The organism is Anoxybacillus andreesenii (assembly GCF_030813005.1).
Classification (GTDB): Bacteria; Bacillota; Bacilli; order Bacillales; family Cytobacillaceae; genus Robertmurraya; species Robertmurraya andreesenii.
On the sequence record NZ_JAUSTU010000037.1, the window covers coordinates 1 to 25833 of the forward strand.

The following is a 25833-nucleotide window of genomic DNA, read 5'->3' on the forward strand; positions in this document are numbered from 1 at the left end:
CTCTGGGACATAAAAAACCTCCTCAAACTTTGATTTAAAGAGATTATCTCATAGGTATTATATACACTAACAGGTGGATTCTATTTGACGCTTACTTTTGTTCCAAAATATTCGTAAAATTTAAAACCTCTGGAATAATCCTCATATTAGAATCTACTAATACTAAAGAAGATAGGGTTTTTTCAACTCTCATTTCATCCCCCTGCCCACCAAGGTTAGGAAGTACATTCCTGTTTTGGCTGGATTTATATATTACACAAATTATAGCATATAAATCCCGTAGAGGAGTTATAAAGACCTAGATTACTCACACGAAAAACAACTAAATAAACCTATCAGGTTTATAGCCAATTGTCATAGATATAAAAAAAGCAGTTGGAGACTTATCCCCAAACTGCTTCTTTATTATACCATTATTCTCCTGTTACATATGGTAACAATGCCATAGTACGCGCACGCTTAATAGCAACAGTTAATTTACGTTGGTATTTAGCGTTTGTACCAGTCACACGACGAGGTAAAATCTTACCACGTTCTGAGATGAATTTTTTTAGTAAATCCACATCTTTATAATCGATATGAGTGATTCCGTTTGCTGTGAAATAGCAAACCTTACGACGTTTAGCACGTCCACCTCTACGTCCTCCACCTGCCATTTAGAATACCTCCTTCTAAAAGAAATTTTTAATGTAAGTCACCGATACCTGTATTCTTTAACAGAACCCTCATCTACAATTCCCACTATACCAAAGGAAAGGAAAATACCCCCCTACTTTATGAAATTTACACATTACACATAGTATAATGTGTAAATCCCTATAGTGGCGACAATTAGACAAGATTACTCATATAAATAACACAGTTTGAATAATCCACCTAAAAGCCACTAATCACTTATTATAGATTACTCACCTATAAACTAGGTTAAAATCCTATTAAATAAGATTTTTATATGCTTTTATAGATTACTCACTTTTATACCTGTCAAAATGGAAGGTCATCATCTGAAATATCGATTTGACCGCCACCTGCAAATGGATCTTCATCCATTCGGGTATAACCACCTTGGTAATCGTTATTGCCGCGATTTTGATTTTGTTGATTCTGATTTCCAAATGGAGCTCCCTGTTCTCTCTGACCGCCAAAGCCTCCAGCATTTCCTCCTGAAGCATTCTTAGGTTCGAGAAACTGAACACTATCAGCTACAACTTCTGTAACATAGACTCGCTTACCATCTTGTCCTTCATAATTACGTGTTTGAAGTCGACCATCTACACCCGCAAGACTGCCCTTTTTAAGAAAGTTTGCAACATTTTCTGCAGGACGACGCCAAACAACGCAGTTAATAAAGTCGGCTTCTCTTTCCCCTTGTTGATTCGAGAAAGTTCGGTTTACAGCAAGGGTGAAGGTAGCAACAGGAACACCATTTGGTGTATATCGCAGGTCTGGATCTTTCGTCAACCGTCCGACTAGAACTACACGATTCATCATCAGAATCAACTCCTTTTCGCCAATGTTTCACGTGAAACATTTTGATTTATTGCTATATGTTGAATTACTTTTCGTCTTTAATGACAATATGGCGGATGATATCTTCGTTGATTTTAGCTAAACGAGAGAATTCTTCCACAGCCGCAGCATCCGAGTTAACTTTAACAATATGGTAGTAACCATCACGGAAATCATTGATTTCATATGCAAGACGGCGCTTACCCCACTCTTTTGATTCTACGATCTCCGCACCATTGCTTGTTAAGATGCCATCAAAGCGCTCTACTAGAGCCTTCTTAGCTTCATCTTCAATATTTGGGCGGATGATGTACATAATTTCGTACGCTCTCATCACGTTCACCTCCTTTTGGTCTACACGGCCCTAAAAAAAGGGCAAGGAGCAATATTCATTACTCACAAGAAGAAATTATAACACAATGATTCCATAAACACAATAGCGATGAGCTAGACAAAAACACCCTGTACAAATACAGAGTGTGAAAATAAAGATTTAGACATTGAAACGGAAATGAATAATATCTCCGTCTTTGACTTCATAATCCTTTCCTTCTAGACGAACTTTTCCAGCCTCTTTGGCAGCGGTCATGTTGCCAGCCGCTAAAAGGTCATCATAGGAAACTGTTTCCGCTCGGATAAAGCCTCGCTCAAAATCGGAATGGATAATTCCTGCACATTGCGGCGCTTTCATTCCTTTACGGAAGGTCCAAGCTCGCACCTCCTGAACACCAGCGGTAAAATAAGTAGCTAGTCCAAGCAAATGATATGCTGCACGAATTAATTGATCTAATCCTGACTCCTCAATTCCTAGCTCTTGGAGGAACATCGCCTTTTCTTCTCCCTCAAGCTCCGCAATTTCAGATTCAATTTTGGCGCAGATGACAATGACTTCTGCATTATCCCCAGCAGCAAATTCCCTTACCTTTTGCACATATTCATTGGATGAAGGATCTGCTACATCATCTTCTCCAACATTCGCCACGTATAAGACTGGCTTAATGGTTAAAAGATGAAGACCTTTAACAATTTTTAATTGTTCCTCTGTAAACTCAACGGTTCTAGCAGGCTTCTCTGCTTCAAAAGCAGCCTTTAACAATTCAAGAACCTCAAGCTCAGCCATCGCTTCCTTATCCTTTTGCTTCGCCATTTTCCCTACACGGCCAATGCGTTTTTCAACGGATTCTAGATCGGCTAAAATAAGCTCCAAATTAATTGTTTCAATATCATCAAGCGGATCTACTTTCCCCGATACATGCGTAATATTTTCATCCACAAAACAGCGTACCACTTGGCAAATGGCATCGACTTCACGAATATTCGCTAGGAATTTATTGCCAAGCCCCTCACCTTTACTAGCACCCTTCACGATTCCAGCGATATCTGTGAATTCAAAGGTCGTAGGTACCGTTTTTTTCGGTTGAACTAATTCTGTTAATTTTGTTAATCGGTAATCTGGAACCTCTACGATTCCGACGTTTGGGTCAATCGTACAAAATGGATAGTTTGCAGATTCTGCCCCCGCCTGTGTTATGGCATTAAATAGTGTAGATTTTCCAACATTCGGTAACCCTACTATTCCTGCTGTCAAGGCCATCCAAAGTCACTCCTCAAAGTATAATATTTTGCGATATATGTTCATTAAATCGTCTCGTTGGTTATGCTCAGCCTTAAACAATTATAGAGAGTTGCCTACTAAAAGACAAGAAAACATTCATGAATAACCGTTCTCCATCCTTTGCTTTTCATAGAAAAAAGCACGAAGTTATTCCTCATGCTTCACTATTATTTTTTTCATTTTTCGTGAAAATTCTTTTCGAGGAATTAAAACACTGTGGGAACAACCTTCACACTTAATCCGAATATCCATCCCTAAACGAATAATTTTCCAACGGTTTGTACCGCATGGATGTTGTTTTTTCATTTCTACTATATCATTTAAGCCGAATTCCTTTTGTTCCATTCGTGTCACCCCTTCTTAACTTCCTTCTACTACAATTATATTTATTTTATCAATTTTTCCTAAAGGTTTGTAGAAAATGTTTGTAAACATAAAAAAATCCCGTCATTTTAGTAGATAAACCTTAAATGGTCACAGTCCTTTTAGCTCGGTTTTTAACTAGTATGTATACAATTGAATGTTTCTTCGTATACTGATACTACTAAATTTGCGGGAGTGGAACCAATGAATCTAAAAAGTAGCCTGTTTTCTAAGAACAATGATTCTGAATCAAGGATTTTTTATGATGAACAGAAAGCATCCCAGAAAATTGCGATTGAACTTGTTTCTTTATTACCGGATGGAATCGTTAAGCGTCCAATCGTCTTCTTTTGTATCGGAACAGATCGCTCAACTGGGGATTCATTAGGTCCGCTCATTGGAACACTCCTGGAAGAAAAAGAAGTTTCTCCATTTCACGTGTATGGCACCCTTGAGGAGCCTATTCATGCTGTTAATCTAGCGGATAAGTTAGAAGAAGTCAAAGCAAAGCATTTTAATCCGATTATTATTGGGATTGATGCATGCTTAGGTAGGCTAAAAAGTGTAGGTACGATCAAGGTTCAAGAGGGTCCCGTAAAACCCGGTGCTGGTGTTAAAAAGGAACTGCCTGACGTTGGCGACTTGCATATCACAGGAATCGTAAATGTGAGTGGATTTATGGAATTTTTCGTCCTCCAAAACACTCGACTCAGCCTTGTTCTTAATATGGCTAAGGTCATTGCCAATGGGATATATGAGGCAAGTAACATCTATCTTCCAAAACATGAATGGTCCAATCTTCAATACAGTTGGAATAAAGAACAAACAAAATAGAGAAGAACGGAAATCATCCTTCACTATTGAATCGGAACAGGGAAATAATACAAAATGGCCACGATTATGGCTGTGACTACAATACCTGGAAGGAGATTAGCAACACGGATTTTTATCAGTCCGATTAAATTAAGACCGATAGCAAAAATCATCACGCCTCCGGTAGCAGTCATTTCAGAAATAAAGCTATCCATTAGGGCTTGAGGAATGAGTTGGTCAATTTGTGTTGCAAACGCAGCAATGATCCCTTCATATAAAATCACAGGAATAGCGGAGAATATTACCCCTATTCCCAATGTTGTTGTTAGGATAAGCGCAGTGAATCCATCAATAATGGCCTTCGTATAGAGGACATCATGATCTCCTCTTATTCCGCTATCGAGTGCACCAATAATTGCCATTGCCCCAATAACGAAAATTAAGGTGGCCGTTACAAAGCCTTGGGCAATGCTTCCTTGTCCACTTCCATTTCCTACCTTTAATTCAAGCCAATTCCCCAGTCTATTGAGTTTTTCTTCCAAGTCAAAATATTCACCTAGCACCGCACCAAAAACTAGGCTCAAAATAACAATTAAGAAGTTGTTACTCTTCAATCCCATTTGTAGGCCAAGAACGATGACAGCAAGCCCAATTCCGTGCATAACCGTCCCCTTCATTTGCTCTGGAATTCGATGTAAGAGCTTGCCTAGTAAAGTTCCAATAATAATTAATAGTCCATTCACCATGGTTCCCAGTAAAAACATCGCTTCACCTATGCTGATAAAATTTTATTAAAAAATGTAAAGAAAAAACCATCATAAGATGGCCGAAATTATTGATTTGCTTCTAACAATTCTAGTATTCTCTCTAAATCATCATTTGAGAAAAATTCAATTTCAATTTTTCCCTTTTCCTTGTTTTTACTTTGCTTTATATGAACATTTGTTCCAAATCTTTCACGGAGAAAGGTTTCTTGTTCAAGGAGAAAGACATTTTTGCCTTGTTTTTGCTTTTTTGTTTCACGTGAAACATTTTCATTAAGATTTTGAATGAGCTGTTCGAGCTGGCGAACATTCAATCCTTCCTTGATCACCTTTTCTACAACAAGTGTTATTTTATCCTTTTTCCGTAATCCTAATAAGGCACGACCATGGCCCATTGAAATTTTGCCTTCCGAAATAAGCTGCTGAATCTTCGGTGGTAGAGATAGTAATCGAATATGATTCGCGATGTGGGGCCTACTCTTTCCTAATCTTTTCGCCAATTGTTCTTGGGTAACATCCAGCTTCTCCATTAACATCTGATAGGCAGCGGCCTCTTCAATCGGAGTTAAATCCTCTCTTTGGAGGTTTTCTAATACAGCTAGTTCCATCATTTGCTGTTCAGTTAGCTCACGAACAACAACGGGTACCTTTTCAAGTTTCGCTTCCTTTGCCGCACGAAATCGCCTTTCCCCCACGACAATTTCATAGCCCTTAATGCTTTTGCGAACAATAATCGGCTGGAGAATACCGTGCTCTTGAATGGATTTTTTTAATTCATCAATTGCTTCCTTATCAAAGATTTTCCGTGGTTGATATGGGTTAGGTCGAAGCTCCTTAAGAGATACCTCTCTGACAACCTCTTCTTTTCCAGGCTCCATATTAGCAAAAAAAGCATTTAATCCTTTTCCTAATCCTTTAGCCATGAACAGCCACTTCCTTTGCTAAATCTAAGTATACTTCCGCTCCCCTTGATTTTGGATCATAAATGATAATGGGTTCCCCATGGCTTGGGGCTTCACTTAGTCGAACATTTCTTGGGATGACTGTCTGATACACCTTGTCCTGAAAATATTTCTTCACTTCCTCAATTACCTGAAGACCTAGATTCGTTCTTGCATCTAGCATCGTCAGCAAAACACCCTCGATTTTCAGATCATGATTTAGATGCTTCTGAACGAGTCTTACCGTGTTAAGTAGCTGGCTTAATCCCTCGAGTGCATAATATTCACATTGAACTGGGATAAGGACCGCATCGGACGCGGTTAATGCATTTAAAGTAAGAAGACCTAATGATGGAGGACAATCAATGATAATGAAATCATATTGTTCCTTAACCTCTTCTAAAGCACGCTTTAAGCGAAGCTCTCTTGAGATAGTCGGAACCAATTCAATTTCAGCCCCTGCTAACTGAATCGTGGCAGGAATGGCATACAAATTCTCAACTCCAGTTGGTCGAATAACCTTAGGAGCCTCCACATCATCTACCAATACATCATAAATACATTGATCAATATCCGCTTTTTCAAGGCCAACTCCGCTCGTTGCGTTTCCTTGAGGATCTATATCTACTAACAAAACTCTTTTTCCTATATATGCTAAGCAGGCACCTAGATTGACAGAGGTTGTTGTCTTGCCAACTCCCCCTTTTTGATTTGCAATCGAAATAATTTTGCCCACGGTATCACCTACCTTCATTTCCACTCATGCTAAAAAAATGCTATTCTTGCAATCATGTATTCTATTTTATCATGAAAAAGATTACAGAATCATTTTTTTGAAAAAAATAAGAGAAACTAAACATAGATGTTTAATTTCTCATGATAAAAGAAGTCTATTTTCGTACGGATATGTTTGAGAAAAGGAGCCCTATTTCTTCTTTGGAATTTTGATGGTGAATTGATAGTATTCCTCGAACTCTTCCTCTTCTGAATCAAGCTTAATACCGCTGTCAGTTACCATTGATAGAGATTGCCTAATCGTATTAACTGCAATCCGCATGTCCTTGCTGAAAGCTCTTCGTTTCGGTTTTGGCTTCTCATTCGGTTGCTCCAGGAGCTTAATGACTCGTTCTTCTGTTTGTTTGACATTAAGATTTTTTTCAATGATCTCAGCGAGTAATTGAATTTGCTTCTGTCCATCTTTTAGTGGGATTAATGCCCTTGCATGTCGTTCTGTAATTTCCTTTGAAAGTAGAGCATCCTGGACCTCTTGCGGTAATTTAAGCAGCCTTAGCTTATTCGCAATGGTGGATTGACCTTTACCAAGACGTTGGGCTAGGGCTTCTTGTGTTAAATTATGCAGCTCAATTAGTTTCCCATAAGCAACTGCTTCTTCAATCGGAGAAAGCTCTTCTCTTTGAAGATTCTCAATCAGAGCAATTGAAGCCGTTTCCGTATCGCTCATACTCTTAACAATAGCCGGAACTGTATCCCACCCTAATCTTTTCATTGCTCTCCATCTACGTTCACCAGCAATGATTTCAAACTTGCCTGCATCATATTCCCTGACGACAATAGGCTGGATGATTCCATGGGTATGGATGGTCCTCGACAATTCTTCAATCTTATCCTCAGCAAAAACCGTTCTTGGTTGGAAACGATTGGGTACGATATCGTCTATGGGGATCTTATGGATTGCCTCTCTATCATCCTGTTCCCTTAGCTCATTTTCTGTTTGATCTTCCTTTTCGCCCAGGCCAAAAAAACGTGTGAAGGTTTGCTTCATCACTTTGCACCACCTTTACGAAACTCCCTAACTAATAAATTCTACATTTATAAATAGGTTCCTGCATGAGAACCTTTCTCAGCACATTTCTTGCATTTTCCCTATTAAAAATTATGCCATATTTTTGCTAAAAAAGGTACTCTATTCAGTAGCATTTACCTAGCCAATTGGAGTTTTGTTAGGAATGCCAGGCTTTCTAGGGAATTTTTTCGGAGTAGATTTTTCCTTTTTAATCATCACAATGTTTCTTTCACTTTCCTCTATCGGCAAGGTAAAAGAATGGATATCTATTATTTTTCCGCCTAAAGTAGCTATTGCTTTTCTACCCGCTTCAATTTCTTCCTCCACATTTGCTGCTTTCATCGCAATAAATGTTCCTCCAACTTTTGCTAATGGAATACAAAGCTCGCTCAATACAGAAAGGCGTGCAACTGCACGGGCTGTGACCACATCATAGGCCTCACGATGTTCTGAGCTTTGGCCAAAGGTTTCTGCCCGATCATGAATAAAACGAACATTTTCTAGCTGTAATTCTTTTGCTAAATGCTCGAGGAAGGAAATTCTTTTATTTAATGAATCGACGATAGTTATATGTAAATTAGGAAAAGCAATCTTCAGCGGGATGCTTGGGAATCCTGCCCCTGCGCCGACATCACAAATATGTAGTGTTTCGTTAAAATCAAAATAGAAGGCCGCGGAAATCGAATCATAAAAATGCTTTAAATAGACCTCTGATTTGTCTGTGATTGCGGTTAAATTCATTTTTTCATTCCACTCTACGAGAGTATGAAAATAAGTCTCATACTGGGACATTTGCTTTTGTGAAAGACGAATTCCTCTTTCTTCAAGCATCTGTTGAAACTCTTCTGTATTCATTGGTCAACCCCGTTCCTGTTCATAAGTATGGCTGTTTTCATTACGCTTGTGGCAATTGTAACAATTTTGAGAAAAAGCTTTATGTAAAGAGAAGGAACCTCTCTTAAAAAGGTTCCTATTCATTCGAAACTCTAGCGATTTTCCCCTGCTCTAAATAGACGAGTAAAATGGAAATATCCGCAGGATTTACCCCGGAAATTCTCGATGCTTGGGCAATAGAAAGAGGATGGACTGTTTTTAATTTCTGTCTTGCCTCCGTTGCCAAGCCATTGATCGCATCGTAATCAATATCGATAGGAATTTTCTTATTCTCCATTTTCTTTAGTCGTTCAACCTGTTGAAGCGATTTTTCAATATAGCCCTCATATTTGATTTGAATTTCTACCTGCTCAATCACTTCATCGTCTAGTTCGACTTCGCTAGGTATGATTTGGGCGATATGTGCATAGGACATTTCTGGCCGTTTTAATAAATCACTTGCTTTAATTCCATCCTTAAGCTCACTGCCACCAAGACTCTTGATGAGCTCTTGTACCTCTTGCTTTGGTTTGATAATGATGGACTGCAATCTTTCTCTTTCCGCTTCAATTTTTTCCTTTTTAGCAAGGAATTTTTGATAGCGTTCTTCGCTGATAAGACCGATCTTATGACCAATTTCTGTTAAGCGCATATCCGCATTATCATGACGGAGCAGCAAGCGGTATTCAGCACGTGATGTAAGAAGACGGTATGGCTCATTTGTCCCCTTCGTCACTAAGTCGTCAATTAATACCCCTATATAAGCATCAGAGCGGCTAAGAATAATCTCATCCTTCCCTAAGGCTCTTCTTCCCGCATTGATACCAGCCATGAGTCCTTGACCTGCGGCTTCCTCGTAACCAGATGTCCCATTGATTTGACCAGCTGTATAAAGATTCTTGATCTTCTTCGTTTCAAGTGTTGGCCATAATTGATTTGGTACGATGGCATCATATTCAATCGCATATCCGGGACGCATCATTTGCGCTTGTTCCAAGCCTGGAACCGTACGAATCAATTGATGCTGAATATCCTCAGGAAGACTCGTAGAAAGCCCTTGAACATAGACTTCTTCCGTATTTCTCCCCTCTGGCTCTAGGAAGATTTGATGTCTTGGCTTATCTTTAAAACGAACGACCTTATCTTCAATCGACGGACAATAACGAGCACCGGTTGCCTTAATCATTCCAGAATACATAGGGGAACGATGTAAATTCGCATCAATAATTTGATGGGTGAATTCATTGGTATAGGTTAACCAGCATGGGAGTTGATCAGTAATGTACTTCGTTGTTTCATAAGAAAATGCCCGTGGATTTTCATCTCCAGGCTGAATTTCTGTTTTACTATAATCGATTGTGTTTCCGTTAACTCTTGGAGGGGTACCTGTCTTGAAACGTACCAGCTCGAAGCCTAATTCTTCAAGATGCTCAGACAGCTTAATCGATGGCTGCTGATTATTGGGCCCGCTTGAATATTTTAACTCGCCTAGGATGATTTCCCCTCGTAAAAAGGTACCCGTTGTAATGATGACCGTTTTTGAATAATACATCGCACCGGTTTTCGTAATGACTCCCTTACATGTATCATCCTCAATAATTAAGCTTTCAACCATTCCTTGAACGAGCGTTAAATTTGGTTCATTTTCAAGCGTTTTCTTCATTTCATGCTGATAGGCGAATTTATCAGCCTGTGCTCTTAAAGCGCGAACTGCAGGTCCTTTTCCTGTGTTCAACATGCGCATTTGTATATAGGTTTTGTCGATATTTTTTCCCATTTCTCCGCCTAACGCATCTATTTCCCTGACGACAATCCCTTTAGCAGGCCCTCCAATCGAAGGATTGCATGGCATAAAAGCCACCATATCTAAATTTATCGTCAAAACTAATGTTTTTGCCCCTTGTCGAGCGGCAGCCAAACCTGCTTCAGCACCGGCATGACCGGCTCCGATGACAATGACATCATAATTTCCAGCCTCGTATTGCATCGCGCTGCCTCCTTATTTCCCTAAACAAAATTGTGAGAATAGCTGATTGATTAAGCTATCATGAACACTTTCTCCAATGATTTCTCCGAGAAGCTCCCATGTCTTAATGTAGTCAATTTGAACAATATCAATCGGAACTCCCGCCTGAACCCCTTCTAATGCCTCTTCAATTGACTGAAGCGCTTGATTGAGAAGAGCAATATGGCGACTGTTTGAAACATAGGTGATATCACCTGAATCAATCGAACCAGCAAAAAATAAAGAAGCAATGGCTTCCTCCAGTTCGTCGACTCCGACATCCTCAAGCAGTGAGGTCGTTACTAGTTTATGGTGCTTGGCTAGCTCCTCTACTCGCTCTAAATTAATCTTTTGCGGCAAATCTGTTTTATTCACAATCACAATGACGTCCATGCCTTCCACAGCCGCAAAGATATTCTCATCCTCAAGGGTGAGTTCATCTGCATAATTGAGGACAAGAAGGATCAAATCCGCTTCCTTTAACACCTGACGTGAGCGTTCGACTCCAATTCGTTCAACGATATCTTCCGTTTCCCGAATGCCTGCGGTATCGAGAAGCCTTAATGGAACTCCTCTAACATTCACATACTCTTCAATGACATCACGTGTCGTACCCGGGATATCCGTTACGATCGCTTTATTTTCTTGGACAAGACTATTTAATAGGGAGGACTTTCCAACATTAGGCCGTCCTACAATCACGGTAGAAAGCCCTTCCCTTAATATTTTCCCTTGTTGAGACGTTTGTAAAAGCTTTTCAATTTCTTTTTTAACATAGCTTGCTTTTTCAATTAATAGCTTGTGGGTCATTTCCTCCACATCATCATACTCCGGATAATCGATATTGACCTCAACATGCGCAAGCGTTTCTAAGATTTCTTGGCGGAGCCTTTGAATTAATTTCGACAAGCGTCCTTCCATTTGACCTAAGGCGACATTCATCGCCCGATCGGTCTTTGCTCGAATCAGATCCATAACCGCTTCAGCCTGAGAAAGATCAATTCTGCCATTTAAGAATGCACGCTTTGTAAATTCACCTGGCTCTGCAAGCCTTGCCCCTGCATTTAAGACCAGCTGCAAGACGCGGTTGACAGAAACAAGCCCACCATGGCAGTTAATTTCAACCACATTTTCCTTTGTGAAGGTTTTTGGCGCCTTCATCACAGAAACCATTACTTCCTCAATCACTTCATTTGTCTTAGGGTCAATCAAATGCCCATAATGAATCGTGTGGGATGCCACATCTGTTAGCCTTTTCTCTCCAACCCCTTGAAAAAGCTTTCCAGCTATGTTAATAGCCTCTTCTCCACTTAATCTGACAATGGCTATTGCTCCCTCTCCCATCGGAGTCGATATCGCTGCAATTGTATCCAGCTGCATTTTTTACACCTCTTTTTTGCCCTGTCCACGTCTCTATATCATTCACTATTTCCAAAATGATAGAATACCATATGTCGCTTTGTGGATAAAGTATCTACACTCAGTTATCCACATCCATCGATTTTCGTATGTTTTATTTTAACTTATCCACATGTGAATAACAATATTTGAACATCCGTCAATCATGTAAATGATCCCATACACACAAAAAAAACACCGTACTTAAAATTTAAGTACAGTGTTTTTAGGTTATCTGCTTATTTTACTGGTGCAATCACAATATGTCGGTTTGGTTCTACTCCATCAGAGTAAGTCTTAATTCGATGATTTTCCATTAAAGCGGTATGAATGACTTTTCGCTCATAGGATGGCATAGGCTCTAAAGCCACTTTTTGACCAGTCCTGACTGCTTTGTGTGCAAGCCGTTCTGCTAATTGAACCAATGTTTCATTTCGTCTTGCTCGATAGTTCTCAGCATCAAGCAAAACATTTAAATATTGCTCTGAATAGCGATTAATTACCAACTGTGTTAAATATTGCAAAGAGTTTAAGGTCTGTCCTCTTTTTCCAATAAGAAGGGCAATTTTTTCACCAGAGAGAATGAATTGAACCTGTTTCCCCTCTCTTAGAACTTCGATTTCTACCTTAACACCCATTTTCTCACTAACATCTACAAGAAATTTCTTCGCCTCTTCGATCGGGTCCAGTTTCACCGTGACCTTCACGACAGCAGGACGTGAACCAAAAACAAAAATCCCCTTTTTTCCTTCATCAATAATCGATACTTCTGCGCGGTCTTTTGTTGCTTGTAATTGAGCTAAAGCCGATTTTACTGCTTCATCGACAGTTTGGCCGGTAGCAGTTACCTGTTTCACTTTTTTGCTCCTCCCGCTTTACTAGTTTCTTTTTGTTCCTTTAAATCTGGACCTTTAATGAAATATGTTTGTACAATCATAAAAATGTTACCTACTACCCAGTATAATGAGAGCGCTGCAGGGAACTTAATCGCGAATATGATAATCATGATTGGCATCATCCAAAGCATCATCGCCATTTGAGGGTTTTGATTAGCCGTGCCCGCCATCATCATTTTTTGTTGAATGAAAGTAGTTGCTCCTGCAACAAATGGTAGAATATAGTATGGGTCTGGAGAACCTAGATCAAACCATAAAAAACTATGCTCGGCGATTTCCCTTGTCCGATTAATTGCGTGGTAAAACCCAATAAGAATCGGCATTTGAATAAGAATCGGGAAGCATCCTGCTAACGGATTAATATTATGCTTTTGAAACAATGCCATCGTCTCTTGTTGGAGCTTTTGTTGAGTTTTTTGGTCTTTCGAGCTATATTTTTCTTTTAATTTCTGCATCTCTGGCTGAATCGCTTGCATCGCCTTCGAGCTTTTCGTTTGTTTAATCATTAAAGGCAAAATTAATAAACGAATAATGATGGTAACGAGGATGATAGCTAACCCATAGTTATTGCCAGCAAACTTCGCAACCATGATAATAAACTGTGATAATGGATAAACAATATACTCATTCCAAAAGCCTTCACTTTCAGAAGTAATCGGCTGATTATACTCAGTACAACCGGTTAGTAGGGTTAATAGTAGAACCAAACCGATTAAAAGAAACATCCTTTTCTTCAAACGTGAAATCCTCCTTGTACGAAATCTAATCTAAATGTTCTTTAAATTTTCAGGAATCAAGAGTATTGTATCATCTTTTAATAGACAGCGCTTTAGAAAAATAAAATTTATTGTTCCGATTTTGAGAGCGCTTTTCTAACCTTTAATACCTTCGAAAGCTTTAACACATGAACAAGGCTCCCTTTTATCTCAAAAAAGTCCATGGTAGCCGCTGGTTTCCTAGCGATGATGATATAGTCATATTCCTGCTGTAAATCATCCTCTAGCTCATGAAATGCTTGTCTTATGTATCTCTTGATTTGATTTCGTTTGACTGCGTTTCCTAATCTTTTACTCACTGAGAGCCCAATTCTAAAATGAGCCTGCCCCGGTTTCTTTAAGGAATAAACAACAAATTGTCTATTAGCAAAGGATTTCCCCTTTTTAAAAATCTCCTGGAAATCCTTGTTTTTCTTAACTCTATACTCTTTCTTCATGCTCTCACCTAGTTTCCTTTAGAGCTACCCCTATTCATCATTAAGAATTATCATCCACTCAAAACATATCTATACGTTCCCTACCGAATTTAGAAATAAAGACTTTTCTCTAAATGATTAGTTTCTAAAAAAGGCAGCCATTAGAAAAAAGACCACTGATTATACAGTGGCCTAAGCAGATAATACTTTTCTTCCTTTGCGACGACGACGAGCAAGAACTTTACGTCCGTTTGCTGAGCTCATACGGCTACGGAATCCATGAACTTTACTTCTTTTACGATTGTTTGGTTGAAACGTTCTTTTCATATATGACACCTCCCTGAGGAATAGCTGTTACAGACAGTCTAAATAATTATATAGAGGAAAGCCTAAAAATGTCAACTCCCTTTCAAAATTAAGATTCTTCTCAAACTTAATTGCTCTTGAACCAAAAAATAAGAGATTAATTCTTGCTATGTATCCCGTTGTGTATAACTTTCGACAATATTTTTATTATCCACAGCAAATATTGACAGCTTTTTCACAAGTTAAAGGGATGTGGACAATTTAAATCCACATGTAGCCCTTCTTGTGGATAAAGTTTGAAATACCATTGCAACATAAGGGATTATTTGATATTATAGTTGTGTTTTCACGTTGGATAAAAAGATGAGCAATACTTAATTATCCACAATTTGTGGATAGTGTGTGGACAATTTATCCAACCCTCTTGGAAAACTTTGTCCACAGCTAGTGGATATTGTCGAAATACCACATTATTTCCTTATTATATGTTTTTCCACAATAGTAGCTGCTTAATTCATAATGACCTCATTGTTTGATTTCGGAATTCAAAATTCATTAGGTAGGGTAAAGACATTTTTCTCCTACTTATTGGTATGTAGGGAGGGAAAACGATTGGAGAATATTGCGGATCTTTGGAATAAGGCTCTTGCTAGTATAGAAAAAAAGATTAGCAAACCAAGCTTTGATACCTGGCTTAAAGCAACAAGTGCCCACTCTCTTAAAAAGGATACACTAACAGTGACTGCACCAAATGAGTTTGCTAGAGACTGGCTAGAAGAGCGTTATTCCGACCTAATCTCCAGCATTTTATATGAGATCACTGGGGAAGAACTCAGCGTAAAATTTATTATTCCGCAAAATAAACAAGAAGAAGACATAGAGTTACCTCATCCTTCAAAAAAGGTAAAGAAGGATGAAGATCATTCAGAATTTCCTTTAACAATGTTAAATCCAAAAAACACCTTTGATACATTTGTTATTGGATCTGGAAATCGTTTTGCCCATGCTGCTTCATTGGCTGTGGCGGAAGCTCCTGCAAAAGCCTATAATCCCCTCTTTATCTATGGAGGCGTTGGATTAGGTAAGACCCACTTAATGCACGCAATTGGCCATTATGTTTTAGAACATAATCCATCTGCTAAAGTGGTCTATTTATCATCAGAAAAATTTACAAATGAATTTATAAATTCAATACGTGATAATAAAGCAGCAGAATTTCGCAATAAATATCGCAAGGTTGATGTCCTGCTAATTGATGATATTCAATTTTTGGCTGGAAAAGAATCGACACAGGAAGAATTTTTCCATACATTTAATACTTTACATGAAGAAAATAAGCAGATTGTTATTTCCAGTGATCGTCCACCTAAGGAAATACCAACCTTAGAGGACCGTTTGCGCTCACGTTTTGAATGGGGATTAATTACCGATATTACCCCTCCTGATTTGGAAACAAGAATCGCTATTTTAAGAAAGAAGGCAAAGGCAGAAGGACTCGATATTCCGAACGAAGTCATGCTCTATATTGCTAATCAAATTGATTCTAATATTCGAGAATTAGAGGGCGCCTTAATTCGTGTTGTTGCCTACTCATCCTTAATAAATAAGGACATTAATGCAGATCTTGCAGCAGAAGCTTTGAAGGATATTATTCCGAGCTCTAAACCGAAAATCATTACCATCCTAGATATTCAACAAACAGTTGGAGAATACTACAATGTTAAATTAGAAGATTTTAAAGCTAAAAAAAGGACAAAATCAGTGGCCTTTCCACGACAAATTGCCATGTATTTAGCAAGGGAACTGACTGACTTTTCACTCCCTAAAATCGGTGAGGAATTTGGTGGCCGTGACCATACAACGGTTATTCATGCTCATGAAAAAATATCAAATTTGTTGCAGACGGATACCCAATTTCAGAATCAATTGAAGGAAATTCATGAGTTGCTCAAAATCTAGGTTCTCTCTATTACAACTGAATAATGTGAATAACTTCTAAATGCTTACACACAGTCTATCCACATGTGGATAGACTGTGTTTCCTTTCAAAATTCGAGTTATCCACATAATAACAGGCCCTACTAGTACTTCTATTACTTTTTATTAAAAAAAATAAAAATAAAAGCTAAAACGGAGGATTAAAGAAAATGAGATTTATAATCCAACGGGATCGCCTTGTGCAAAGTGTTAATGATGTTATGAAAGCTGTAACTAGCAGAACAACAATCCCTATTTTGACAGGCATAAAAATAGTTGCTTCCGAAGAAGGAGTCACTTTAACGGGAAGTGACTCCGACATTTCCATTGAATCTTTTATTCCAAAGGAAGAAACTGGGGATGAGATTGTCGAGATTAAAGAAACGGGAGCCATTGTCTTACAAGCCAAGTTCTTTAGCGAAATCGTCAAAAAACTACCCACTGATACTGTGGAAATGGAGGTTCTGAATCAATTCCAAATCGTTATTCGCTCTGGGAAATCAGAGTTTAATCTAAATGGTCTTGATCCTGAAGAATATCCTAGATTGCCACAAATCGAAGAGGAAAATTCATTTAAAATCCCAACTGACCTATTAAAGGCCTTAATTCGACAAACTGTATTTGCAGTGTCCACCTCAGAAACACGTCCCGTCTTGACAGGTGTCAACTGGAAAGTGGAAAATGGGGAATTAATCTGTATTGCAACAGATAGCCATCGCTTAGCCTTAAGAAAGGCAAGGATTGATCTTTTGTCGGATCACAATTATAACGTGGTTATTCCGGGGAAAAGCTTGAATGAGCTAAGTAAAATACTTGACGATAACAATGAGCTAGTTGAGATTGTCATTACTGAAAATCAAGTGCTTATTAAAGCGAAGCATTTGCTTTTCTTCTCAAGGCTATTGGAAGGAAATTACCCTGATACATCAAGGCTCATTCCAGCAGAAAATAAAACAGAGGTTATCGTTAATACCAAGGATTTCTTACATGCTATTGATCGCGCTTCTCTTCTAGCGCGTGAAGGTCGAAACAATGTGGTTCGCTTTGAAATACTAGGCGATAAAGTGATTGAAATTTCATCCAACACGCCGGAGATTGGGAAAGTTATTGAGGAACTGCAAGCACAATCCGTTGAAGGAGAAGAGCTAAAAATTTCCTTTAGTGCTAAATATGTGATGGATGCCTTAAAAACATTAGAGGGCCATGAAATTAAAATTAGCTTCACGGGTGCCATGAGGCCATTCCTCATTCGCCCAATTAATGATGAGTCCCTCCTTCAGTTGATTCTTCCAGTAAGAACTTATTAATTTTAAAAAGCTGCCAGTATCACTGGTGGCTTTTTCATATATAGATCAGCATGTTTCAGCAATTCTTTGTGTAGAAGAGGATTATTTAGTAAAATAGAAGAATAAGACTTCTTAAGAAAAGGTGAAAACGTGACAAAAAAAATCAAAATTGAAACGGAGTATATCACTTTGGGGCAATTTCTGAAATTAGCAGAAATTATTGATTCCGGTGGTATGGCCAAATGGTTCTTAAGTGAGTATGAAATATTCGTTAATGGAGAACAGGACCAAAGAAGAGGGAAAAAGCTAAGAGTGGGTGATAAAATTGACATCCAAAATTTTGGTTCATTTATCCTGGAATGAATATTCTTAGAGGTACTGTTTGTATTCAGTTGAACAAAAGGATGTATCGTCTATGTATATTGAGCATTTAAAATTAAATAATTACCGAAATTATGGGGAACTTGAACTCTCTTTTGATAATAAGGTGAACGTGATTCTTGGAGAAAATGCTCAAGGAAAGACGAATGTGATGGAATCTATCTATGTATTAGCGATGGCGAAATCCCACCGAACATCTAACGATAAAGATCTTATTCGCTGGGATACGGACTATGCTAAAATAGAGGGTAGAGTAAAAAAAAGACATGGTTCCATTCCCATGGAATTGATTATTACAAAAAAAGGGAAAAAGGCAAAATTTAATCATATAGAGCAAAAAAAACTCAGTCAGTATATCGGGAATATGAATATTGTCATGTTCGCCCCAGAGGATCTTCATTTAGTAAAGGGAAGCCCACAGGTTAGGCGTCGTTTTATTGATATGGAGATTGGTCAGGTTTCCCCTGTGTATTTGCATGATATCGGTCAGTATCAAAAAATATTACAACAGAGAAATCATTATCTAAAGCTCCTCCAATTGAAAAAACAACAAGACTTGACCATGCTAGAGGTATTAACGGAGCAATTTATTGAAGTAGCTGTAAAAATTATCGCGAAACGGTTTGAATTTATTCATTTGCTTGAAAAATGGGCAACTCCCGTACACAAAGGCATATCCCGTAATTTAGAAACGTTAGAAATCCACTATAAACCATCTGTTGACGTATCAGAAGAACAAGTCTTGTCGAAAATGATAGAAGTATTTGAGGATAAATTTGCTAAAATTAAATCAAAGGAAATTGAAAGAGGCGTGACATTATTCGGGCCTCATCGAGATGATCTTCTTTTTCATGTCAATAATAGGGATGTGCAGACATTTGGCTCGCAAGGCCAGCAAAGAACGACTGCTCTTTCCCTTAAGTTAGCGGAAATTGAGTTGATTTATTCAGAAGTAGGAGAATACCCTATTTTACTATTGGACGATGTTCTTTCTGAGCTCGATGATTTTCGTCAATCTCATTTATTGAATACGATTCAAGGAAAAGTCCAAACCTTTGTAACAACCACAAGTGTTGATGGAATTGATCACCAAACCTTAAAGGAGGCATCCGCTTTTAAGGTTCGTTCGGGAGAGATTGAAAAGATTCAATGAGGTGAGAACATTGTATGTTTATTTAGGCGAGGATATTCTCGTAAAGGCAACTGATATAATCGCCATTCTAGATAAGGAAACAGTAAAAGCTTCAAAGGATATGGAAGCGCTGCTTGAAAATAGCAATCATGAGATGTTTCAGCAAAATAAGGGAGCGTACAAATCCATCGTTATCACGGGAAATAAAGTGTATTACTCCCCTTTAGCTTCCGCAACCTTAAAGAAGCGATCAACAATGATTCAAGAGTTTTGAGAATAAAGCTTTTTTATAGATTTTCTGTTTTTTAATGAAGTAACTAAAAAGTGTAGGTGATAGGCTGTGGCAATGGAACAGGAAACGGTACAAGAGCAATCCTATGATGAGAATCAGATACAAGTATTAGAGGGCCTTGAGGCGGTTCGGAAGCGCCCAGGTATGTATATTGGTTCAACGAGCGCCAAAGGACTCCATCACTTGGTTTGGGAAATTGTAGATAATAGTATTGACGAGGCCCTAGCTGGTTTCTGTACGGAGATTCAAACCATCATTGAAAAGGATAATAGTATCACAGTAATTGATAATGGTCGGGGAATTCCTGTAGGGATCCAAAAAAAGGTTGGGCGCCCTGCCGTTGAGGTTATTCTAACGGTTCTCCACGCAGGTGGAAAATTTGGAGGCGGTGGATACAAGGTTTCTGGAGGCCTCCATGGTGTTGGTGCGTCTGTTGTTAATGCTTTATCTACGGAGCTAGAGGTCTTTGTTCATCTTGATGGTCATATCCACTATATGAAATTTGAGCGTGGTGTTCCGTGTGAGGACCTTAAAATTATCGGAGAAACGGACCGCACGGGAACCACCATTCATTTCACCCCAGATCCGGAGATTTTCACTGAAACAGTAGAATATGATTTCGATACCTTGGCAACTCGTATTCGTGAACTTGCTTTTCTTAATAAGGGCCTAAAGATGTCACTCGAGGACAAAAGAGAAGAGAACAAACGTGTCGAGTACCATTATGAAGGCGGAATTAAATCCTATGTTGAGCATTTAAACCGTACAAAAGAAGTCATTCATGAGGAGCCAATCTTTATTGAGGGAGAAAAGGATGGGATTACGGTAGATATTTCTCTCCAGTATAACGATGGCTACACAGAGAGTATTTATTCATTTGCAAATAATATTCATACGTATGAAGGTGGAACTCACGAGGCTGGCTTTAAGACAGCCTTAACGAGAATAATCAATGATTATGCTCGAAAAAATGGATTGTTTAAAGACAGTGATGCGAATCTCTCTGGTGATGATGTGAGGGAAGGATTAACTGCGATTATTTCTGTTAAGCATCCGGATCCACAATTTGAAGGACAGACGAAAACGAAGCTTGGTAATTCTGAAGTGAGAGCTGTAACAGATACGATTTTTTCTGAGCATATGGAGAAGTTTCTTCTTGAAAATCCAGCAGTAGCAAAGAAAATTGTCGATAAAGGCTTAATGGCGGCAAGAGCCAGATTAGCTGCAAAAAAGGCGAGAGAATTAACACGTAGAAAGAGTGCACTTGAGGTTTCAAGCCTTCCAGGAAAGCTTGCGGATTGCTCTTCAAGAGATCCATCCATAAGCGAGCTTTATATTGTTGAGGGTGATTCCGCTGGAGGGTCCGCAAAACAGGGGCGTGATCGACATTTTCAAGCGATCCTGCCACTTAGAGGAAAAATCCTTAACGTTGAAAAGGCAAGATTGGATAGAATTTTGTCCAATAATGAAGTTAGAGCGATGATAACAGCATGCGGAACAGGAATCGGTGAAGATTTCGATATTTCAAAAGCTCGTTATCATAAGATTGTTATTATGACGGATGCTGATGTTGATGGTGCTCATATTCGAACACTCCTATTAACATTCTTCTATCGTTTTATGAGAAAAATTATCGAAGCAGGCTATGTTTACATCGCTCAACCTCCGTTATATAAGGTACAACAAGGTAAAAGGGTTGAATATGCATACGATGATAAAGAACTAGAGCGGATTTTTGCAGAGCTTCCTGCACAGCCTAAACCGAATATTCAACGCTATAAGGGTCTTGGGGAGATGAATCCTGAGCAATTATGGGAGACAACCATGAATCCTGCAACGAGAACGATGCTTCAGGTTAGTTTAGATGACGCCATAGAAGCGGATGAAACCTTTGAAATCCTAATGGGTGATAAAGTAGAACCAAGAAGAAATTTCATTGAAGAGAATGCTAAATACGTGAAGAATTTGGATGTATAACTCGCTATAATCTTGAAGTATGTATCCAAAGTGAAGGGGATAGAGGGGAATGCCACTATCCTTTTCACTTTAAACAGAAAAGTCTTTACCAAGTAAAGGAGGTCCCCGAATGTCTGAAACATCGAAATCACAAATAAAAGAAATCAATTTAAGTCATGAAATGAAGACATCTTTTCTAGATTACGCAATGAGTGTTATTGTCTCACGTGCTCTTCCTGATGTCCGTGATGGCTTAAAGCCTGTTCATCGCCGGATCTTATATGCGATGCATGATTTAGGAATACATGCAGATAAACCATATAAGAAATCTGCTCGTATCGTTGGAGACGTCATTGGTAAGTATCACCCACATGGTGATTCTGCTGTATATGAAACGATGGTTCGGATGGCGCAAGACTTTAACTATCGTTATATGCTTGTAGACGGACATGGAAACTTTGGTTCCGTAGATGGAGATTCTGCTGCAGCCATGCGATATACAGAATCAAGGATGTCAAAGATTTCTATGGAGTTACTTAGAGATATTAACAAGGATACGATTGACTTTCAGGATAACTATGATGGAGAAGAAAGAGAACCGGCTGTTCTTCCTGCTCGATTTCCTAATCTGCTAGTTAACGGGACTACTGGAATAGCTGTAGGAATGGCAACGAATATCCCCCCACACCAACTTGGTGAGGTCATTGATGGTGTCTTAGCAGTTAGCACGGACCCTGACATAACAATCCATGAATTAATGGATATTATCCCCGGCCCTGACTTTCCAACAGCGGGTTTAATCCTTGGTAGAAGTGGGATACGTAAGGCTTATGAAACTGGAAGAGGATCAATTACATTACGAGCCAAAGTTGAAATAGAGCAAAAATCAAGTGGTAAGGAAGTTATTATCGTTAATGAACTCCCTTATCAAGTAAATAAAGCAAGATTAATTGAAAAAATTGCTGAGTTAGCAAGAGATAAGAAAATTGATGGGATAACCGATTTACGTGATGAATCTGACCGTAATGGGATGAGAATTGTTATTGAAGTTCGTAAGGATGCAAATGCAAACGTCCTTCTGAACAATCTTTATAAACAAACAGCTTTACAGACAAGCTTTGGAATCAACATGCTTGCTCTAGTTGATGGCCATCCTAAAGTGTTGAATTTGAAGCAATGCTTACAGTACTATTTGCAACATCAACAGGTTGTTATTCGTCGCAGAACTGAATTTGAGCTTCGCAAGGCGGAAGCAAGAGCTCATATTTTAGAAGGGTTACGAATTGCTCTAGACCATATTGACGAAGTCATAAATTTAATTCGTAGCTCACAAACAACCGATATTGCAAGGGAAGGCTTGATCTCTACCTTTGGTTTATCAGAAAAACAAGCTCAAGCTATATTGGATATGCGTCTTCAGCGTTTGACAGGCTTAGAACGTGAAAAAATTGAGGATGAATATCAAGGCTTAGTACAATTAATGGCTGAACTAAATGCTATTTTAGCGGATGAAGAAAAAATATTAGAAATCATTCGTGAAGAGCTAATAGAACTAAAAGAGCGTTATAACGACCAGCGCAGAACAGAAATTGTCACAGCGGGTCTTGAAAATATTGAAGATGAAGATTTGATTCCACGTGAAAATATCGTCGTAACTATCACTCATAATGGATACGTTAAACGTCTACCAGTATCCACTTATCGCGCTCAAAAGCGTGGAGGACGTGGAATTCAAGGAATGGGTACGAATGAGGATGATTTTGTTGAGCACCTTATTACGACTTCCACACACGATACCCTTCTATTCTTCACAAATAAGGGGAAGGTCTATAGAGCAAAGGGATATGAAATTCCAGAGTTCTCAAGAACAGCAAAAGGAATTCCGATTATTAATCTTCTAGAGGTGGACAAAGGTGAATGGGTGAATGCCATTATTCCAGTTGAAGAGTTTGTAGATGATTGGTTCTTATTCTTCACAACCAAAGAAGGTATTTCAAAGCGCTCACCGTTATCATCCTTTGCCAATATCCGCAACAATGGTCTCATCGCTCTTAATTTAAGAGAAGGAGATGAACTTATCTCTGTTCGTCTTACTGATGGAAATAAAGAAATTATTATTGGGACGAAGAATGGAATGCTCATTCGCTTCCCAGAAACCGATGTTCGCTCCATGGGTAGAACGGCTACTGGGGTTAAAGGGATAACGATTGACCAAAAAGATGAAGTAATAGGGATGGAGGTACTAGAGGAAAGCGCTGATATCCTTATTGTTACAAAAAATGGATATGGTAAGAGAACCCCTGCTATTGAATATCGAATTCAAGGTAGAGGAGGAAAAGGGATCAAAACATGTAATGTAACGGAGAAAAATGGTGATTTAGTAGCCATGAAGGCCGTAACGGGTGAAGAGGACTTAATGCTAATCACAACGGGTGGCGTTATTATCCGCATGGCAACGAGTGATATTTCTACAATGGGGCGTAACACACAAGGAGTTAAGCTCATTCGCTTAGATGAAAACGAGAACGAGTTTGTCTCTACGGTAGCGAAGGTAGAAAAAGAAGTTGAAGCTCCTGAACAGCATGAGGATAATATGTTGGATGATACGGAAGAATAGGTGTAAATTTAAATCCTAAAATACAAAAATAAAGAAAGCTGTAGAGCCAATCCTTGCTCTGCAGCTTTTCTTTATATAGCCTTATTCTTCTATATCAAGTAAAATAAAAACTAGGCCAGTTTTACTATATTCTCATTGAGGTGTTACCCCATGCGTGTCAAATTAAAGGAGCTTCGAGAAGGTTGCATATTGTCTGAGGACGTAATGAGTTTAACGAATCGTCCGATCATCCCAGACAAAACAGTTCTAACCGATGAATTAATTGAAATTTTGAATGCATTTCTTATTAGCGATGTTAAAGTTCATAAAACACTTGTCAATGGAATGGCTTTTATTCCTGCTGAAGTAGTTGAAGAAAAAGCTAAAAAGGAAGTAAAAGAAACTGAAAAGCAAGAGACGTTATCCGAGTCATTCCTTGAAGCAGTCAGAGATTATAAAAAGGAATTTAGTGCATGGCAAGCAGGGCTTCCTTTAGATATAACGAAGATAAGAGCAATAATATTACCGCTTATTGAAAAGTTCGATAGAAACATAGGAGAGTTGTTTTCGCTTCACCATCTCTCTACGGAAAAAGAGTACTTATTTCAGCATTCTATAGCTGTAGGATTATTGAGTGCATTTATAGGTAAAAAGCTAAATTATCAAAAGGGAGATATTGTACAGTTAGCGTTAGCTGGGTGTTTGGCTGATTGTGGAATGGCGAAAATCCCTTCACATCTTCTGAATAAAAGCGGTGCTTTAACTAGCGCTGAGTTTGAAGAAATAAAGAACCATCCCACCTATAGCTATAAAATGGTACAGGGAAGTCCACTCCTTCGTGATGCAAGTAAAATAGGGGTTTTTCAACATCACGAAAGACTTGATGGAAGTGGTTATCCACTCGGGGAAAAAAGCGAGAAAATCCACTCATTTGCGAAAATCATAGCGGTAGCAGACATTTTTCATGCGATGACATCTGCCCGTCTTTATCGAAAAAAGCAATCTCCGTTTAAGGTATTGGAGATGATTATTCAAGATAACTTCGGGAAATTTGATATCCCCGCAATTAAAGCCTTACAATCAGGCATCATGAATTGTTCCATTGGAAGTAAGGTAAGACTTTCTGATGGCCAAATTGCTGAAATTTTATTTATAGAGGAAAAGTCCCCTACAAGACCTTTAGTGAAAATATTAAAGTCAGAAGAAATTATTCACCTAGAAAAGAATAGAGATATCTTTATCGAGGAAATTATATAATTGTTTTTTAAAACTTACCGCATATTTCCTCTTGAAGAAGGCGCATGAGGCTGGTATACTTAATCAAGTCACCAAATCGAGATTGTTCTTTTACTTAAATAAAGGCTCTTTTCTCAAACATTGTTGCTTTTGAACAATAAATAATTAGACAAAACTCTTGTTTATGCAGTCTATCTGTAGAAATAACGGAGAAAAGTGCTACTCAATCTATGCGTATCGCACGCCTAGTATGAAACTGAATGGCCGGTATTAAGGACATTCCAGAACCACAATCCGTGCGAAAACAGCCTAAATAAAAAAAGTATTGACATTCAGATTTGGAAATGATATATTAATAAAGTCGCCTCTGAGCGATATGAAAAATCTACTGAACTTAACTTGCTCTTTGAAAACTAAACAAATCATACGTCAACGTTAATTCTAGTTGTTTTAAAACAACAAATTTTTATGAGCTATATCAACTCTTTATTGGAGAGT

The 25833-nt window shown here is 38.5% G+C and carries 25 protein-coding genes; 9 read left to right on the forward strand and 16 right to left on the reverse strand.

Features of this window, described 5'->3' with window-relative positions:
* Positions 1 to 413: 413 nt before the first annotated feature.
* The 5 genes from rpsR to J2S07_RS20140 all read right to left on the reverse strand — a co-directional run bounded on the left by rpsR (position 414) and on the right by J2S07_RS20140 (position 3469).
* Positions 414 to 656: a 30S ribosomal protein S18 gene (gene rpsR / locus J2S07_RS20120; protein ID WP_019157210.1), complete on the reverse strand. Its 243-nt coding sequence runs from the start codon at positions 654 to 656 to the stop codon at positions 414 to 416.
* 328 nt (positions 657 to 984) lie between these two features.
* Positions 985 to 1491 carry a single-stranded DNA-binding protein gene (gene ssb / locus J2S07_RS20125; protein ID WP_307152196.1) on the reverse strand — a complete coding sequence of 169 codons (507 nt, stop codon included), beginning with the start codon at positions 1489 to 1491 and terminating at the stop codon, positions 985 to 987.
* Between the two features lie 64 nt (positions 1492 to 1555).
* Complete coding sequence (gene rpsF / locus J2S07_RS20130; RefSeq protein ID WP_307152197.1) at positions 1556 to 1843, reverse strand: 30S ribosomal protein S6; 288 nt, start codon at positions 1841 to 1843, stop codon at positions 1556 to 1558.
* Between the two features lie 159 nt (positions 1844 to 2002).
* On the reverse strand, positions 2003 to 3103 hold the full coding sequence (gene ychF, locus J2S07_RS20135) for a redox-regulated ATPase YchF (protein WP_307152198.1): 1101 nt from the start codon (positions 3101 to 3103) through the stop codon (positions 2003 to 2005).
* 168 nt (positions 3104 to 3271) lie between these two features.
* Positions 3272 to 3469, reverse strand: coding sequence for a DUF951 domain-containing protein (locus J2S07_RS20140; protein WP_307152199.1), 198 nt, complete (start codon positions 3467 to 3469; stop codon positions 3272 to 3274).
* 222 nt (positions 3470 to 3691) lie between these two features.
* Between J2S07_RS20140 and yyaC the strand changes: the two genes are divergently transcribed.
* On the forward strand, positions 3692 to 4321 hold the full coding sequence (gene yyaC / locus J2S07_RS20145) for a spore protease YyaC (protein WP_307152200.1): 630 nt from the start codon (positions 3692 to 3694) through the stop codon (positions 4319 to 4321).
* A 23-nt stretch (positions 4322 to 4344) separates the two neighbouring features.
* Here yyaC and J2S07_RS20150 read toward each other — a convergent pair whose 3' ends face one another.
* From J2S07_RS20150 to rpmH, 11 genes are all read right to left on the reverse strand, one after another.
* Positions 4345 to 5064, reverse strand: a complete 720-nt coding sequence (locus tag J2S07_RS20150; RefSeq protein ID WP_307152201.1) for a DUF554 domain-containing protein — start codon at positions 5062 to 5064, stop codon at positions 4345 to 4347.
* A gap of 68 nt (positions 5065 to 5132) precedes the next feature.
* Entirely contained in the window at positions 5133 to 5987 is an 855-nt protein-coding gene (locus tag J2S07_RS20155) for a ParB/RepB/Spo0J family partition protein (protein ID WP_307152202.1), read from the reverse strand.
* Entirely contained in the window at positions 5980 to 6741 is a 762-nt protein-coding gene (locus tag J2S07_RS20160) for a ParA family protein (protein WP_307152216.1), read from the reverse strand. Before J2S07_RS20160 ends, J2S07_RS20155 begins: the two co-directional genes overlap by 8 nt.
* 189 nt (positions 6742 to 6930) lie before the next feature.
* Positions 6931 to 7788: a nucleoid occlusion protein gene (gene noc / locus J2S07_RS20165; protein ID WP_307152203.1), complete on the reverse strand. Its 858-nt coding sequence runs from the start codon at positions 7786 to 7788 to the stop codon at positions 6931 to 6933.
* A 159-nt stretch (positions 7789 to 7947) separates the two neighbouring features.
* Entirely contained in the window at positions 7948 to 8664 is a 717-nt protein-coding gene (rsmG, locus tag J2S07_RS20170) for a 16S rRNA (guanine(527)-N(7))-methyltransferase RsmG (protein WP_307152204.1), read from the reverse strand.
* 115 nt (positions 8665 to 8779) lie between these two features.
* Positions 8780 to 10669 carry a tRNA uridine-5-carboxymethylaminomethyl(34) synthesis enzyme MnmG gene (gene mnmG, locus J2S07_RS20175; RefSeq protein ID WP_307152205.1) on the reverse strand — a complete coding sequence of 630 codons (1890 nt, stop codon included), beginning with the start codon at positions 10667 to 10669 and terminating at the stop codon, positions 8780 to 8782.
* A 12-nt stretch (positions 10670 to 10681) separates the two neighbouring features.
* Entirely contained in the window at positions 10682 to 12067 is a 1386-nt protein-coding gene (mnmE, locus tag J2S07_RS20180; protein WP_307152206.1) for a tRNA uridine-5-carboxymethylaminomethyl(34) synthesis GTPase MnmE, read from the reverse strand.
* A 257-nt stretch (positions 12068 to 12324) separates the two neighbouring features.
* Complete coding sequence (jag, locus tag J2S07_RS20185) at positions 12325 to 12942, reverse strand: RNA-binding cell elongation regulator Jag/EloR (protein ID WP_307152207.1); 618 nt, start codon at positions 12940 to 12942, stop codon at positions 12325 to 12327.
* Positions 12939 to 13706 (reverse strand): YidC family membrane integrase SpoIIIJ, encoded by a 768-nt coding sequence (spoIIIJ, locus tag J2S07_RS20190; protein ID WP_307152217.1) that lies wholly within the window; start codon positions 13704 to 13706, stop codon positions 12939 to 12941. Before spoIIIJ ends, jag begins: the two co-directional genes overlap by 4 nt.
* Before the next feature lie 119 nt (positions 13707 to 13825).
* A complete protein-coding gene (gene rnpA, locus J2S07_RS20195; protein ID WP_307152208.1) occupies positions 13826 to 14194 on the reverse strand; it encodes a ribonuclease P protein component in 369 nt (122 codons plus the stop codon).
* A gap of 171 nt (positions 14195 to 14365) precedes the next feature.
* The gene (gene rpmH / locus J2S07_RS20200; RefSeq protein ID WP_095314751.1) at positions 14366 to 14500 is read right to left on the reverse strand and encodes a 50S ribosomal protein L34; all 135 of its coding nucleotides are present in this window, start codon (positions 14498 to 14500) and stop codon (positions 14366 to 14368) included.
* Between the two features lie 591 nt (positions 14501 to 15091).
* Between rpmH and dnaA the strand changes: the two genes are divergently transcribed.
* The 8 genes from dnaA (at position 15092) to J2S07_RS20240 (ending at position 25356) form a co-directional block, all read left to right on the forward strand.
* Positions 15092 to 16438 carry a chromosomal replication initiator protein DnaA gene (gene dnaA, locus J2S07_RS20205; RefSeq protein WP_307152209.1) on the forward strand — a complete coding sequence of 449 codons (1347 nt, stop codon included), beginning with the start codon at positions 15092 to 15094 and terminating at the stop codon, positions 16436 to 16438.
* Between the two features lie 188 nt (positions 16439 to 16626).
* Positions 16627 to 17763 carry a DNA polymerase III subunit beta gene (gene dnaN / locus J2S07_RS20210; protein WP_307152210.1) on the forward strand — a complete coding sequence of 379 codons (1137 nt, stop codon included), beginning with the start codon at positions 16627 to 16629 and terminating at the stop codon, positions 17761 to 17763.
* A gap of 129 nt (positions 17764 to 17892) precedes the next feature.
* Positions 17893 to 18105, forward strand: coding sequence for a S4 domain-containing protein YaaA (gene yaaA / locus J2S07_RS20215; RefSeq protein WP_307152211.1), 213 nt, complete (start codon positions 17893 to 17895; stop codon positions 18103 to 18105).
* Between the two features lie 52 nt (positions 18106 to 18157).
* Complete coding sequence (gene recF / locus J2S07_RS20220) at positions 18158 to 19276, forward strand: DNA replication/repair protein RecF (protein ID WP_307152212.1); 1119 nt, start codon at positions 18158 to 18160, stop codon at positions 19274 to 19276.
* Position 19277: 1 nt separating this feature from the next.
* Positions 19278 to 19529, forward strand: a complete 252-nt coding sequence (gene remB / locus J2S07_RS20225) for an extracellular matrix regulator RemB (RefSeq protein WP_307152213.1) — start codon at positions 19278 to 19280, stop codon at positions 19527 to 19529.
* Between the two features lie 72 nt (positions 19530 to 19601).
* Entirely contained in the window at positions 19602 to 21524 is a 1923-nt protein-coding gene (gene gyrB / locus J2S07_RS20230; protein WP_307152218.1) for a DNA topoisomerase (ATP-hydrolyzing) subunit B, read from the forward strand.
* A 109-nt stretch (positions 21525 to 21633) separates the two neighbouring features.
* Entirely contained in the window at positions 21634 to 24120 is a 2487-nt protein-coding gene (gyrA, locus tag J2S07_RS20235; RefSeq protein WP_307152214.1) for a DNA gyrase subunit A, read from the forward strand.
* 150 nt (positions 24121 to 24270) lie between these two features.
* Entirely contained in the window at positions 24271 to 25356 is a 1086-nt protein-coding gene (locus tag J2S07_RS20240; protein ID WP_307152215.1) for an HD-GYP domain-containing protein, read from the forward strand.
* The last annotated feature ends 477 nt before the right edge of the window (positions 25357 to 25833 follow it).